This window comes from Paracoccus everestensis (assembly GCF_021491915.1).
Lineage (GTDB): Bacteria > Pseudomonadota > Alphaproteobacteria > Rhodobacterales > Rhodobacteraceae > Paracoccus > Paracoccus everestensis.
Genome location: NZ_CP090836.1, coordinates 876214 through 889796, shown reverse-complemented (window position 1 = coordinate 889796; position 13583 = coordinate 876214). Strand labels below are relative to the sequence as shown.

The window sequence follows — 13583 nt, the reverse complement described above, 5'->3', positions numbered from 1 at the left end:
GATTCGGCGCCTTCGTCATTAATCTGGAACAAAGTGACGTTATTTTGAGGAGCCTGCCCCCGGCCGCCTGGCTTGGCAGGGCCGGGCGTGCGGGCGATAAGGCGGTCATGGATCTGTCGTTGTATCTGACCGCCTTTGTCACGCTGTTCGTGGTGATCGACCCCGTGGGGCTGGCGCCGGTCTTTATCGCGCTGACGCCCGGAATGGGTGCGGCGCAGCGCCGCCGCATCGGGTTTCGCGCCCTGGTGATCGCGGCGGTGCTGATGACGATCTTCGGGCTGGCGGGCGAATCGATCCTGGGGGCTATCGGCATCTCGATTTCCGCCTTTCGCATCGCGGGGGGATTGCTGCTGTTCCTGACGGCGCTTGACATGCTGTTCGAGCGCAGGACCGAGCGGCGCGAGAACCAGGGCGACGGCGATCCGCTGCACCACGACCCGTCGGTCTTTCCGCTGGCCATGCCGCTGCTGGCGGGACCGGGGGCGCTTGCCACGATGATCCTTCTGATGGGCGAGGCGCCGGGGATCGGCCACTTGGTCATGGTGAACCTGGTGATGCTGTCGGTTCTGGGCATCGCGATGGTGCTGTTTGTCGTCGCCACGCCCCTAGCCCATGCGCTTGGCCGCACGGGGGTGATGGTCGTCACGCGGTTGCTGGGGATGCTGCTGGCCGCGCTTTCGGTGCAGTTCGTGATCGACGGGCTGAAGGGATCGGGGTTGTTTCCATGACCGACGACGACACGATGCAACTGGTTTTCTATGGCGTCCTGCTGCTGGTGATCGGCGGGGCGATGATCTTTGAACTTGCGGGGCGCGGCGGGCAGGTGCTGCGCCAGCTCATGCTGTGGGCGGTCATCTTTGCCGGCGCCACCCTGGCCGCGGACTGGTATATCGAAGGCAACGCCCCCCGCCAGCAGGTGCTTGAAGGCGGCCGGATCGAGATTCCGGTGGGCCGCGACGGCCATTTCCACCTGACCGCGCAGGTGAACGGGGAACCCGTGCGGTTCATGGTCGATACCGGCGCATCCTCGATCGCGCTTGGCCCGGCGGATGCGCGGCGCGTGGGGCTTGACCCGGACGGCCTGGCCTATGTCGGCACCGCCATGACCGCGAACGGCCGGGTCCAGACGGCCCCCGTCACCATCGACGAAATCGCCATCAGCGACATCCTGGACCGCAATGTCCGGGCCTGGGTGATCGGCGCCGACCTGGACGGGTCGCTGCTGGGGATGTCCTATCTGCGCACTTTTGCCCGCGTCAGCTTCGAGGGCGACCTGCTGATCCTGGAACGCTAGTCCAGCGCCAGCGGCGGGGTCAGGCCGCTGTCTTCCAGATGCCAGACCGCCTGCCACCGCCCTGCCCTGCGGTCCAGCACCAAATAGTTGCGTTCCGCGACATAGCGATGCTTCTGGCCCGGCAGCGGCTTGATGCGGATCGGGTGGCCCTGCAAGGGCGCGTCCCCCAGGCCCGCGAACAATCCCAGTGCCCTGGCATAGCCCCTGGGCGGCGCGCGGTGCGAAATGCCTGACGCAACAAGCTGGTGGATCAGGGTTTCCTCTGGTCCCATCTCGGCCCGGGTGGCCAGGTGGATCTCGCCCGACAGGATCGTGACCGGCGCCTGCTTGCGCATCCGCAGGACTTGGGACAGCATCCGGCGCCATTCGTCGCGATGGGCATGGCTTTGCCACTGGTCGCGCAGGTCGTCCTCGTAATGCTGCATCCGGGGGATCGCCATCAGCACCGTCTCGGCCAGCGACAGGCGCGGTCCCAGCAACGGCACGCTGGACAGCATGAAGACATGATCGCCCGCAGGCCGCAGCGATTCGACCGCCTGCCAGCCCGCATCCCCCATCACCCGGTGGCGGTGGCGTTCCGACCGCAGGTCGGGGGCGAACAGCGTGACCCCCGGCAGGTCGCGCCGCCAGCAAAGGTTCCGGCCGGTCGGATCCATGAACAGCGCGGGCACATCGGCATCGGTCGCACCATGCTGGAACAGCAGATACATCCGCCGCGCCACCGAGAACAGCGCCTGCCCCACCGCAGAACCCGTGCGGCTTTCCGGCAGCGAACCCCAGCCGTCGCAGATGTCGTGATCGTCCCAGACGGACAAGGACGGCACACTGGCGAACAGGTCGGCGCAGCCCTCCGCCGCCAGCACCATCAGGTAACGCTGGACGAACCGGCGTTCCAGATGGCGCGTCAGGCCGTCCAGATCAGCGGGCGCGGGATCGTCGGGGATCCGGTCGGGCCAGCCGTCGGACAGGGAGTGGCCGTGCGTCGCCTCGTCGGCATAGATCTGGTCGCCCCCTTGCAGCAGCAGGGCAAAGGGCGCGCGGGCATGATCGGCCCGCAGCCGCGCCCACATCAGGTTGCGCTCCGCCCCCTCGCGGTCCAGATCGCCGTTTTCCTCGCCGTTGCAGGATACGAAGGCGATGCGGATATCGCCATCCAGCCGTGTAGCGACGGGATGATCGCGCCCGTCCAGGGCATATCCCCCCTCCGCCTCGGCCAAGGTGAAATCATGCCGCCAGACCGACAACCCGGCAACCTGGGCCAGCAGCACGGGCTGCACCGCCCCGCCCCCTGTCGTGACCGCGCCGGGCGGGGGCGCGGCCTCGGGCCGGACGGTGATCGCCGCAAGATGGACCCCATCGGCATCGCAGCCCCGAAAATGCAGGATCGGGCCTGCGAAACCACTTTGCTGAAGCATCCGGTCGTCTTGTCCTTGCCTGTCCGTTCAGGGCGTAAATAAGACCCCGGACAGGAATTGCACCCCCGGATCAGGATTTCATGGGCTTGGCCTGTGCCAGGGCGGCGGAAAGGCGCGACAGGCCGGGAACCAGGGGAAACAGGTCCGCCTGCAAGGCGTGATAGATGTCGGGCTTGCCTGCGAACTGCCCGCCTGCTGCCGGTCCGTCCGGTTCCGGGAACCAGCCGCCCCGGTCATGGTCGATCAGATGCGCATCGGCAAAGCGCCACAGCCGGCGATACCAGTCCTCGTCCTCGGGGCGCGGGTCCAGCTTGATCAGCGCCGCAAGCGCCCCGATCGCTTCGGTCACGGGCCACCAGTAACGATCGGCCCGGGCCACGCCGCCGCTTGCGTCGAGCGTATAGGCCAGCCCGCCCCCCGGCAGCCAGGCGTCGCGCAGCGCCCTGTCCACCAGCAGCCGCGCCTGTTCGGTGGCCTCCGTATCCGGCCGCCCTGCCAGATCCCAGTATTGCAGCAGCAACCGCGCCATTTCAAAGGAATGGCCAGGCGTGGTGCCGGCCGGGCGGAACATCGGGTTGCCCTCGTATGTGGGATCGGGCCGCCAGTTGGCATCGTAATGTTCTGGGATGCGCCAGCCATGCGCGGCGGCCTGCCCGCTGATGAAGAAATCCAGGCTCCCGCCCGCGCGACGCAGGTATTCCCCCTCGCCCGTGGCTTCGTGGGCGGCCAGCAATGCCTCGACCCCGTGCATATTGGCGTTCATGCCGCGATAGGTTGAAAAGACCTGCCAGTCGCGGGTGAATTCGTCGCGGAACAGCCCCGCCCGGGCGTCCCAGAACCGATCGTCCAGCACTTGCGAAATGTCGGCCAGCAGGCGGTCGGCGTCCGGGTGGCCTGCCAGTTTCGCGCTGGATGCGGCCAGCAGCACGAAGACATGGCCATAGGCCAGCTTGGTCCCGTCCGCCACCGCCCCGCCGTGCAGTGACCAGACATAACCACCGTGCCGGTCGTCGCGATGCGCGCGCCAAAGGCTGTCCATCCCCCGGTCGATGATGCCCGCCCGGTCCGGGCGCCCGGCCAGGTGGCCCAGGGCGTGGGAATGGACCAGCCGCGTCGTCGCGTGCAATTCCTGCACGCTGCCCGGCATGGGCTGCCCCGCGTGGTCCAGCATGACGAAACCACCATCCGGCCCGGCGCTTGCGTCGAAGAAATCCAGCAACCGCGCGGCATCGCGGACCAGATAGGCGCGATGCCGCGGATCATGCAGCCATGTGCCGTCGCCCCCGGATGCCAGTTCTGCCCGTTCCATGTGCGGCCCTCTGTCCCTGACTTGGGCGGAAATTGCCTCTGCCCCCGCCGGCTTGCAAACGATTTCGTGATATCCCTCTTGCAATCCGCGCCGCGCCGCGCCACTTCTGCACGCAGCGGAACCGGGCCCCTCTGGCGACAGGCAATGTCGTGATGTCGGAACCGCATCGAGCGTGCTCGATGCAATTGGCCCTGTTTCACGAAGTCCTTGGCATCGAAGCACAACCAGCAACGATGAGGGCAAGATGGAATTTCTGTTATTGATGGTCCTGGGCAAGCCGCTGTGGATGTGGCTGCTGTTCATTGGCGTGGTGATCGCGCTTCTGGCCTTTGACCTGGGCGTGCTGCACAAGGACGACCACCAGATCGGCGTGGCGGAAAGCCTGCGGATGTCGGCCATGTATATCATCCTGGGCCTGTCATTCGCGGGCTTCGTGTATTGGCAGATGGGGACCGAACCCGCCGCCCAGTACCTGACGGCTTTTGTGGTCGAAAAGACCCTGGCGATGGACAACATCTTTGTCATCGCGCTGATCTTCGGCTTTTTCGCCATTCCTCGCGAATACCAGCACCGCGTGCTGTTCTGGGGTATCCTGGGCGTGATCGTGCTGCGCGGCATCATGATCGGCCTGGGCGCGACCCTTGTCGAACATTACAGCTGGGTGCTGTATGTGTTCGCGGTCTTCCTGATCTTTACCGGCATCAAGATGCTGTTCGTCGACGAGGCATCCCATGACCTCAGCGGCAACAAGCTGGTCCAGTTCATGCGCAAACGCTTTCGCGTGACCGACGAGCTGCATGGCAACAGCTTCATCGTCAAGCAGCCCGATCCCAGGACCGGCAAGCTTGTCCGCTTTGCCACCCCCCTTCTGCTGGCCCTGGTGATGATCGAGATCGCGGATCTGGTCTTTGCCGTGGACTCGGTGCCTGCCGTGTTCACGATCACGACCGATCCCTATATCGTCTATACCTCGAACATCTTCGCGATCCTGGGCTTGCGGGCGCTGTATTTCGCGCTTGCCGCGATCCTGCACCGCTTTGCCTATCTGAAATACGCATTGTCGCTGCTGCTGGTGTTCATCGGGTCCAAGATCTTCATCGCCGACCTGATGGGCTGGGAAAAATTCCCGCCGACCTGGTCGCTGGGCATCACGTTTGCGATCCTGGGCGCGGGCGTCGTGTTTTCCCTGTGGAAAACCAACGGAAACAATCCCGAAGCGATTTCCTCGCATCCCGCGGGGGAATAACACGAAACCACCGGCAAGGCGTCTGCAGGGGCGCCTTGCCTGCTGATTCTGTCCGGCAGGCGCCTTCATGCCTTTGCACCGGCGCGCGCATCGTGCAGATTGCGAAAAGCCTGACCTGTTGGATAAAGTGAACCGATGCTTCTGGAAATTCTCATCGTCCTGCTTTTGACGATGTTCAACGGCGTCCTGGCCATGTCGGAACTGGCCATCGTGTCCGCCCGCCCCGCGCGGTTGAAGGTCATGGCCGCCGAAGGCAGCCGGGGGGCCGAAATCGCCCTGGATCTGGGAACCGAACCGGGCCGTTTCCTGTCCAGCGTGCAGATCGGCATCACCCTGGTGGGGGTGCTGTCGGGCGCGATCTCGGGGGCGACGCTTGGCGCGCGATTGTCGGCGCTGCTGATCGCCAACGGGCTTTCGCCTGCGCTGTCCCAGGCCTTGGGGGTCGGCGGCGTGGTCGTGCTGATCACCTATCTGTCGCTGATCATCGGCGAACTGGTCCCCAAGCAGATCGCCCTGCGGTCGCCCGAAGGGGTCGCCAGCCGCATTTCGCCGCTGATCCTGTTCATTTCGCGCATCGCCGCGCCGATCGTCTGGATCCTGGACAAGTCGGGCAATGTCGTTCTGCGCCTGCTGGGGCAATCCGGCGAATCCGACCGCGGCATCTCGGACGAGGAAATCCGCGTCATGCTGTCCGAGGCGCGCACCGCAGGCGTGATCGAACCCGCCGAGACCGAGATGATCGCAGGCGTCATGCGCATCGCCGACCGGTCCGCCCGTGGCCTGATGACGCCCCGCCACGAGGTCGAGACGGTCGATGTGGCCGATCCCGCGACCGAGGTTCTGCAACGGTTCCGCGACAGCCGCCGGTCGCGCCTGCTGGTGCGCGACGGATCCGACGACAACATCATCGGCGTGATCACCCTGCGCGATCTCTTGTCCGAGGATGTGACCGACCTGCGCCCCCTGGTGCAGGAGGTGCCGGTGATCCGCGAAGGGTTGCCCGCCCTGAACGTGATCGAGGAATTGAAGGCCAGCCCTGCCCATATGCTGCTAGTCTATGATGAATACGGGCATTTCGAAGGCGTCGTGACGGCGATGGACCTGCTGGAGGCAATCGCGGGCGATTTTCCCGAACCCGGCGACGACGAACCCAAGGCCGTGCAGCGCGACGACGGCAGTTGGCTGGTGGCGGGCTGGATGCCTGCGGACGAGTTCGCCGAGATGATCGGCATCAGCCTGCCCGAGGATCGCAGCTATGAATCCGTCGCGGGCCTGGTCTTGGACCGGGCGGGCGTTCTGCCCGACGTGGGCGCGCGCATCACCGTATCGGGCTGGCAGATCGAGGTGGTGGACCTTGACGGCCGCCGGATCGACAAGCTGCTGGTGTCGCAGCTTGCCGAAGCCTGAGGGGGATCAGGCCGCGCGCCGGTCGCGGCCGATGCCCAGAAGCTGATAGATCACCAGGGCGGCCAGCGTCGACGTGCCGATGCCGCCCAGGGCAAAGCCGCCGATGGTGACGGTGAAATCCCCCGCCCCCAGGATCAGCGCCACGCCCACCGTGAACAGGTTGCGCGGGTCCGAGAAATCCACCCGGTTATCGACCCAGATGCGCGCCATGGCGCTGGCAATCAGGCCAAACACCGACACGGCCAGCCCCGCCAGCACCGGCGCGGGGATGGTCTGCAGGATCGCGCCGAACTTGGGCGACAGGCCCAGGATGATCGCGGCCACGGCCGCTATTGGAAAGATCAGCGTCGAATAAACGCGGGTCATCGCCATCACGCCGATGTTTTCGGCATAGGTCGTGACCCCGGTCCCGCCCCCTGCCCCGGCGATCATCGTGGCAAGCCCGTCGCCCAAGAAGCCGCGCCCGATGTAACGGTCCATGTTCTGCCCGGTGATCGCGCCAAGCGCCTTGATATGGCCCAGGTTCTCGGCCACCAGGACAACTGCCACGGGGGCGATCATGCTGATCGCGGTCCAGTCGAACTGCGGCGCGGTGAAATTGGGCATCCCGAACCAGGGCACCTGTCCCACCCGCGCAAAGTCGATGCCCGGCACGATGCCCGCGCCGTTGCCCACGACCAGCACCAGCCCATATCCAAAGGCCAGCGCGATCAGCACCGCGATCCGTCGCGTCGTGCGCGTGCCATAGGCCGACACCATCGCCATGCACAGCACGGTGGCAAGCGCGATGCCCAGATGCGCCATGCTGCCCTTCAACTGCCCTACGGCAACGGGCGCCAGGTTCAGCCCGATGGACACCCCGATCGCCCCGGTAACGGCGGGCGGCATCAGCCGTTCCACCCATCCGGTGCCTGCCGCCATCACGATCAGGCCGATCACCGCATAGACCAGCCCTGCCGCGATGATCCCGCCCAGGGCCACGCCGATGTTCGGGTTTGTCCCGCCGCCCGCAAAGCCCGTCGCGGCCATGACCACGGCGATGAAGGCGAAGGACGATCCCAGGTAACTGGGCACCCGCCCCCCTGTGATGAAAAAGAACAGCAGCGTGCCGATGCCGGAAAAGAACACGGCCACGTTCGGATCGAATCCCATGATCAGCGGCGCCAGGATCGTCGATCCCGACATGGCCAGCAGATGCTGCACGCTCATCGGGACGGCTGCGGCCCATGGCAGCTTTTCGTCGGGAAGAACCGTCGCGCCTGTGGCTGGGCGCCAGGTTGGAAAATAGCCCATCGTGTTCTCTTGTGATGATTCTGGCGGCGGGCTTAGCCCATCCCCGTGGGCAGGCCAACCGCCTGCGGCCTGCCGTTCCGGCCACGCACCGGAACGCAAGACGGGACTTGCGCAACGAAAAACCCCCGCCGGTCGGGCGGGGGTTCGATGCAGTCAGGCGTTTACGAAGATCACTCGCGATTGCCCATGAACTGCAGCAGGAACATGAACAGGTTCAGGAAGTTCAGATACAGGCTCAGCGCGCCCATGATGGCGGTCTTGCCGATGAAGTCCCGGTCCGAACCAGCCAGTTCCAGATAGGTGTTCTTGATGCGCTGCGTGTCATAGGCGGTCAGACCCGCAAAGATCAGCACGCCCAGGACCGAGATCGCGAACTGCATCGCCGAGGATTGCAGGAAGATGTTCACGATCGACGCCACGATCAGGCCGATCACGCCCATGATCAGGAAGGTGCCCCAGCCCGACAGGTTCTTTTTCGTGGTATAGCCCCACAGCGACAGGCCCGCAAAGGCAATGGCCGTCACCACAAAGGTCTGCACGATCGACATGTCGGTATAGACCAGGAAGATCGAGCTGATCGACAGGCCCATCAGCGCCGCAAAGGCATAGAACATGACGGTCGCGGCCTGCGTGGACAGCCGGTTCAACGCCGCTCCGAAGGCGAAGACCATCAGCAGCGGCGCGAACATGATCACCCACTTCAGGGGCGAGGCATAGATCGCATAGCCAAGCTGCGTCAGTTGGCCCGACGCATCGACGGCAGCGGTGCTGACGCCATAGGCCGCGACGGCGGTTACACCCATGCCGACCGCCATCAGCCCATAAACCTTGTTCATGTAGGCCCGCAGCCCTTCGTCAACGACCGCTTGGCGGGCGCCGACGCTCTGCGTGGTGCGGTACGTGTTGTAATCTGCCATCGATCTCTCCCTATGAGACAGGCCGGGCATTGCCGGCGTATGGCCACCATATTGGCATGAAACGCCCCTGATTCAATGCCGGTAAGGGGCCTGACCGGCACAGTTTTACGCAGATGTTACAAGGTGACGACGATCTTGCCGACCGACTTGCGGCTGCGCAGCAGGTCAAAGGCATCCGCAATGCGGTCTAGGGGCATCACATCGCCCAGCACGGGGGACAGCAGGCTGTCGCCGAACATCCCGAACAGGGCCTTCATGCTGTCCGACACGGCCTGGGGGTCCAGTTTCGCATAGCCGCCCCAATAGAACCCGTGGATGGCGATGTTCTTGACCAGGGCATGGTTCAGCGGCAGCACCGGCGGCCTGCCCCCCGCGAAACCGATGGCCAGGAAACGCCCGCCGGGGTTCATCGCGCGGAACGCCGCCTCTCCGGCGCTGTCGCCCACGGCGTCATAAACCACATCGGCCCCGCCCAGATCCCGCAGCGATGCTTTCAGATCGGGACAGTCGGCGCTGTCGATGACGGTATTGGCCCCCGCCCCGCGCACCACGTCCAGCCGGTCCTGCCCGCGCGCCACGCCAATCACGCGGGCGCCCATGGCGCGCCCGATCTGGACTGCCGTCAAACCCACGCCGCCGGCCGCACCCAGCACGGCCAGAACCTCGCCCGGCTGAAGCGTCGCGCGACCGGCAAGCGCCAGGTGGCTGGTGCCATAGGCGATCTGGAACCCGGCGGCCTGTTCAAAGCTCATGGCCGCGGGGATCGGGATGCAGGCGCCGAGGGGAACCGCCACCTGTTCGGCCAGCGTTCCCGGCGCCAGGACGGCCACCCGATCGCCCGGGCGCAAGCCACTGTCGCCGGGCGCTTCCATCACCTCGCCCGCGCCTTCGAGGCCGGGGACGAAGGGCGGATCCTGGCGTTCCTGGTATTCGCCCTGCGCCTTCAGCAGGTCGGCAAAGTTCAGCGCCGCCGCCCGCAGGCGCACCAGCACCTGCCCCGCCCCCGCCTGAGGCGCGGACCGCAGCCTGAGCGCCGGTTCACCCCCTAGTTGTTCGACCAGGGCGACCCGAATCATCCCCGGACCATCGGACATGGAAGTTTTCGTCAAATCCTTCATCCCCTTATCTACCGCCCGCCGGCCCGCGCGCCGGACCTGTCTTTTTGGTCAGGAACGGGGCCGTTAACCAGGTTAACACTCGAAAATTGAGAAAGGTTAAGATAGTGCTTCCTTAGATTGCATGAGGTGGTAACGATGAAACACGGTGTTGATGTTCATGTTGGCAAGCGGATTCGCCATCGTCGCTGGATGATCGGGATGACGCAACAGCAGCTGGCCGACAAGGTCGGGATCAAGTTCCAGCAAATCCAGAAATACGAAACCGGCATGAACCGCGTGTCGGCGTCGCGCCTTTGGGACATCGCGCGCGCGGTGGATGTGCCGGTCAGCTTCTTCTTCGAAGGGCTGCACGAAGGCGACATGCCCGACGGAGTCGCGGGCGACATCCTGGCCGATAAGGAGGCGCTGCAACTGGTGCGCGCCTATTACACGATGCCGGTCGCGCAGCGCCGCCAGATTTTCGAACTGGCCCGCGTCCTGTCGGACGCTGCCTGATCCCCGGTCAGGTGCGGGACCAGTTCCCGTCACGCGCCTGACACCGGTTCCGCTGCCAAATCCCTTGCGCCGCCACTGGCAGGACAACCCCGTTCGGGTTAGTCCTGCCCTTGGATCGGACTAGGGGGCAGCCATGCAGGACGCGCAGCACATCATCGACACGGCGCACCGGATGGCCGATGCCGCCCGCACGGCCATCCTGCCGTTCTTTCGCACCAACCTGGCCGCTGACAACAAATGGCAGACCGGCTTTGATCCCGTGACCGAGGCCGACCGCGCTGCCGAACGCGCCATGCGGGGCGTGCTGGCCCGGCTGCGGCCCGACGACGCCATCCTGGGCGAGGAATTTGGCACGACCCCGGGGACCAGCGGCCTCACCTGGATCCTGGATCCCATCGACGGCACCCGCGCCTTTCTGTGCGGTGCGGCCAGTTGGGGGGTGCTGATCGGGGTTTGGGACGGGCGGGACATCATCTATGGCCTAGTCGACCAGCCCTATATCCGCGAACGGTTCGAGGGCGGATTGGGCCAGTCCCGTCTGATCAGCGATGCCGGGGAACGCCCCCTTGCGGTGCGCAGGGTCGAACTGGCCGGGGCGACGCTGCTGACCACCTATCCTGAGGTCGGGACGCCAGACGAAGCCGCAGCCTTTCGCCGCGTAGCGGGGCAGGTGCGGCTGACGCGATACGGGCTGGACTGCTATGCCTATGCCCTGCTGGCCCTGGGCCAGGTGGACCTGGTGATCGAGGCCGGACTGCAATCCTATGACATCGCCGGGCCGCTGGCAGTGGTCCAGGCCGCGGGCGGCATTGTCACCGACTGGCAGGGCGGACCGGCGCATCACGGGGGACAGGTGATCGCCGCCGCCTCGCCTGCCCTGCACCGCGAGGCGCTTCTTTTGCTGAACGGGGGTGGCGCATGACCGACCAGACGCCCATCCCCGACGATCAGTTCTCCGACGGCGACGAATTCATGCCGGGCCGCGACTTGCTGGACCGGATCGACGCGGCCATCGGGGCGGGCGACGCGGGCCTGCTGAACACATTGCTGGAACCGATGCACGGCGCCGACATCGCCGACATCATCGAACGCCTGACCCCGGCCGAGCGCCGTGCCTTCCTGACCCTGTATTCAGGCGAGATCGACGGCGAAATCCTGTCCGAGATCGACGAGGCGATCCGCGACGAGGTGATCGAGCAACTGCCGCCCGAGGTCATCGCCGATGCCGTCCGCGAGATGGACAGCGACGATGTCGTCGACCTGATCGAGGACATGGACGAACCAGAGCGGCAGGAAATCCTGGCGGCCCTGGACGCGACCGACCGGGCGGCGGTCCAGCAGTCGCTGGCCTATCCTGAATATTCCGCCGGCCGCCTGATGCAATCCGAGGTCGTGACCGCGCCCGAACACTGGACCGTGGGCGAGGCCGTGGCCTTTCTGCAATCCGAGGATTGGCTGCCCGAGCAGTTCTATCACATCGTGCTGGTCGATCCGCGCCGTCACCCGCTGGGCTATGTCACGCTGGGGCGGTTGCTGGCATCCAGCCACGCGACCCTTTTGCGCGACATCACCGAAGACAGCTTCCGCACCATCGGCGCCTTTGCCGAGGAAGCGGACGTGGCCTATGTCTTCAACCAGTATCACCTGATTTCCGCCCCCGTGGTGGACCGCGACGACCGGCTGGTGGGCATCATCACCATCGACGACGCCATGGCCGTCCTGGACGAGGAACACGAGGAAGACATCCTGCGCCTGGCCGGGGTGGGCGACGAATCAAGCCTGACCGACAGCGTGATGCAGACCGCCCGGCGGCGGGTGCCCTGGCTTGCCACCAACATCCTGACGGCGGTGGCCGCGGCATCCGTGATCGGGCTGTTCGAGAATTCCATCGCGCAACTGGTCGCGCTTGCCGTGCTGATGCCCATCGTGGCCTCCATGGGCGGCAATGCGGGAACGCAGACGCTGACGGTCGCGGTGCGCGGCCTGGCGACAAAGGATCTGACCAAGGACAACTCGGTCCGGGTCATCCGGCGGGAAGCGGTGGTGGGCCTGCTGAACGGCGCGATCTTCGGGCTGGCCATCGGGTCCGTCACCTATTTCTGGTTCGGCAGCTTTGGCCTGGGCGCGGTGATCGGGCTGGCGATGATCATCAACCTGACGATTGCCGCCGTGGCCGGGATCCTCGTGCCGCTGACGCTGGAAAGGCTGGGCGCGGATCCGGCGCTTGCCTCTCCCACCTTTGTGACCACGGTGACGGATGTGGTGGGCTTCTTCGCCTTTCTGGGCCTTGCAACGGTGATGCTGCTGTGACCGACATGGACAAATCCGCCTTGCGCGCCCGCGCCTTGGCCGCCCGCGCAGCGGGCGGCGATGGGGACGCGCTGACCCGGCACCTGATCGCTGCCCTTGCCCCGCACGGGGGCAAGATCCTTTCCGGATACTGGCCGATGCGGGGTGAACCAGACCCCCGCCCCGCCATGGCGGCCCATGACGGCCCCGTCTGCCTGCCGGTCGTGCCCGGCAAGGCCGTGCCGCTGGTCTTTCGCCGCTGGCAGGGCGAGCCGCTGGTGCCCGGCCCCTTTGGCACCTCTCATCCCCCTGATTCGCAGCCCGTTCTGTCGCCCACGGTGTTGATCGTGCCGCTTGCGGGGTTCGACCGGCGGGGAAACCGCATTGGCTATGGCGGGGGCTATTACGACCGGACCCTGCAAATGCTGCGGGAATCGGGACAAGTCACCGCGATCGGCATGGCGTTTGCCGTCCAGGAACTGCCCGATATCCCGGCCGATCCCTTTGACCAGCCCCTGGATCTGGTCGTCACCGACAGGGGGCACATTCTTCCACAGCCATGATTGCCCGCCGATTGTGACAAGTTTGCATCGGCTGTGCAAAACTGCCGGACGACCCCGGGACAAGGCTGTGGATAACCTTGGGACAGGTCTGCCTAACCCCCTGCCCCTGCAGCCAATATCGCCGCGCCGCCCTTGTTGACGACCGGCCCCGGCCATTGGCTGTGAACGAATCCTTGCGACCCGTTGCGGGGGTCGAGTCAACCGTTCTCGTCACATTATCCACAGATAAAAAACGTT

General features: G+C 65.6%; 13 protein-coding genes. 8 read left to right on the top strand and 5 right to left on the bottom strand.

The features are described 5' to 3' along the window. Positions 1–107 precede the first annotated feature (107 nt). Both LZ585_RS04400 and LZ585_RS04395 read left to right on the top strand, forming a co-directional pair. Positions 108–728, top strand: coding sequence for a MarC family protein (locus LZ585_RS04400; protein WP_234855217.1), 621 nt, complete (start codon positions 108–110; stop codon positions 726–728). After that, positions 725–1294 carry a retropepsin-like aspartic protease family protein gene (locus tag LZ585_RS04395; protein ID WP_234855216.1) on the top strand — a complete coding sequence of 190 codons (570 nt, stop codon included), beginning with the start codon at positions 725–727 and terminating at the stop codon, positions 1292–1294. The genes LZ585_RS04400 and LZ585_RS04395 overlap by 4 nt, the downstream gene beginning before the upstream one ends. Here LZ585_RS04395 and LZ585_RS04390 read toward each other — a convergent pair. Then, a complete protein-coding gene (locus LZ585_RS04390; protein WP_234855215.1) occupies positions 1291–2709 on the bottom strand; it encodes an alkaline phosphatase D family protein in 1419 nt (472 codons plus the stop codon). The genes LZ585_RS04395 and LZ585_RS04390 overlap by 4 nt on opposite strands. Positions 2710–2779: 70 nt before the next feature. Continuing rightward, positions 2780–4018: an AGE family epimerase/isomerase gene (locus tag LZ585_RS04385; RefSeq protein ID WP_234855214.1), complete on the bottom strand. Its 1239-nt coding sequence runs from the start codon at positions 4016–4018 to the stop codon at positions 2780–2782. Positions 4019–4262: 244 nt separating this feature from the next. Between LZ585_RS04385 and LZ585_RS04380 the strand changes: the two genes are divergently transcribed. Both LZ585_RS04380 and LZ585_RS04375 read left to right on the top strand, forming a co-directional pair. Further along, positions 4263–5264, top strand: a complete 1002-nt coding sequence (locus LZ585_RS04380; protein WP_234855213.1) for a TerC family protein — start codon at positions 4263–4265, stop codon at positions 5262–5264. Between the two features lie 135 nt (positions 5265–5399). Then, positions 5400–6671, top strand: a complete 1272-nt coding sequence (locus LZ585_RS04375; protein ID WP_234855212.1) for a hemolysin family protein — start codon at positions 5400–5402, stop codon at positions 6669–6671. A gap of 6 nt (positions 6672–6677) precedes the next feature. Here the strand turns inward: LZ585_RS04375 and LZ585_RS04370 are convergent, their stop codons facing one another. From LZ585_RS04370 to LZ585_RS04360, 3 genes are all read right to left on the bottom strand, one after another. Further along, positions 6678–7964, bottom strand: coding sequence for a solute carrier family 23 protein (locus tag LZ585_RS04370; RefSeq protein ID WP_234855211.1), 1287 nt, complete (start codon positions 7962–7964; stop codon positions 6678–6680). A gap of 170 nt (positions 7965–8134) precedes the next feature. Continuing rightward, complete coding sequence (locus tag LZ585_RS04365) at positions 8135–8881, bottom strand: Bax inhibitor-1/YccA family protein (RefSeq protein WP_234855210.1); 747 nt, start codon at positions 8879–8881, stop codon at positions 8135–8137. Between the two features lie 116 nt (positions 8882–8997). After that, the gene (locus tag LZ585_RS04360) at positions 8998–9975 is read right to left on the bottom strand and encodes an NADPH:quinone oxidoreductase family protein (protein ID WP_234855209.1); all 978 of its coding nucleotides are present in this window, start codon (positions 9973–9975) and stop codon (positions 8998–9000) included. 159 nt (positions 9976–10134) lie between these two features. Between LZ585_RS04360 and LZ585_RS04355 the strand changes: the two genes are divergently transcribed. From LZ585_RS04355 to LZ585_RS04340, 4 genes are all read left to right on the top strand, one after another. Further along, on the top strand, positions 10135–10494 hold the full coding sequence (locus tag LZ585_RS04355; protein WP_234855208.1) for a helix-turn-helix domain-containing protein: 360 nt from the start codon (positions 10135–10137) through the stop codon (positions 10492–10494). Positions 10495–10627: 133 nt separating this feature from the next. Then, the gene (locus tag LZ585_RS04350; RefSeq protein WP_234855207.1) at positions 10628–11416 is read left to right on the top strand and encodes an inositol monophosphatase family protein; all 789 of its coding nucleotides are present in this window, start codon (positions 10628–10630) and stop codon (positions 11414–11416) included. Further along, positions 11413–12804, top strand: coding sequence for a magnesium transporter (gene mgtE, locus LZ585_RS04345; RefSeq protein ID WP_234855206.1), 1392 nt, complete (start codon positions 11413–11415; stop codon positions 12802–12804). Before LZ585_RS04350 ends, mgtE begins: the two co-directional genes overlap by 4 nt. 5 nt (positions 12805–12809) lie before the next feature. Then, the gene (locus LZ585_RS04340; protein WP_234855753.1) at positions 12810–13346 is read left to right on the top strand and encodes a 5-formyltetrahydrofolate cyclo-ligase; all 537 of its coding nucleotides are present in this window, start codon (positions 12810–12812) and stop codon (positions 13344–13346) included. Positions 13347–13583 lie beyond the last annotated feature (237 nt).

Coding starts and splice junctions, on each gene's coding strand:
- LZ585_RS04400 (WP_234855217.1), top strand. CDS start 108: ATGGATCTGTCGTTGTATCTGACCGCCTTTGTCACGCTGTTCGTGGTG.
- LZ585_RS04395 (WP_234855216.1), top strand. CDS start 725: ATGACCGACGACGACACGATGCAACTGGTTTTCTATGGCGTCCTGCTG.
- LZ585_RS04390 (WP_234855215.1), bottom strand. CDS start 2,709: ATGCTTCAGCAAAGTGGTTTCGCAGGCCCGATCCTGCATTTTCGGGGC.
- LZ585_RS04385 (WP_234855214.1), bottom strand. CDS start 4,018: ATGGAACGGGCAGAACTGGCATCCGGGGGCGACGGCACATGGCTGCAT.
- LZ585_RS04380 (WP_234855213.1), top strand. CDS start 4,263: ATGGAATTTCTGTTATTGATGGTCCTGGGCAAGCCGCTGTGGATGTGG.
- LZ585_RS04375 (WP_234855212.1), top strand. CDS start 5,400: ATGCTTCTGGAAATTCTCATCGTCCTGCTTTTGACGATGTTCAACGGC.
- LZ585_RS04370 (WP_234855211.1), bottom strand. CDS start 7,964: ATGGGCTATTTTCCAACCTGGCGCCCAGCCACAGGCGCGACGGTTCTT.
- LZ585_RS04365 (WP_234855210.1), bottom strand. CDS start 8,881: ATGGCAGATTACAACACGTACCGCACCACGCAGAGCGTCGGCGCCCGC.
- LZ585_RS04360 (WP_234855209.1), bottom strand. CDS start 9,975: ATGTCCGATGGTCCGGGGATGATTCGGGTCGCCCTGGTCGAACAACTA.
- LZ585_RS04355 (WP_234855208.1), top strand. CDS start 10,135: ATGAAACACGGTGTTGATGTTCATGTTGGCAAGCGGATTCGCCATCGT.
- LZ585_RS04350 (WP_234855207.1), top strand. CDS start 10,628: ATGCAGGACGCGCAGCACATCATCGACACGGCGCACCGGATGGCCGAT.
- mgtE (WP_234855206.1), top strand. CDS start 11,413: ATGACCGACCAGACGCCCATCCCCGACGATCAGTTCTCCGACGGCGAC.
- LZ585_RS04340 (WP_234855753.1), top strand. CDS start 12,810: ATGGACAAATCCGCCTTGCGCGCCCGCGCCTTGGCCGCCCGCGCAGCG.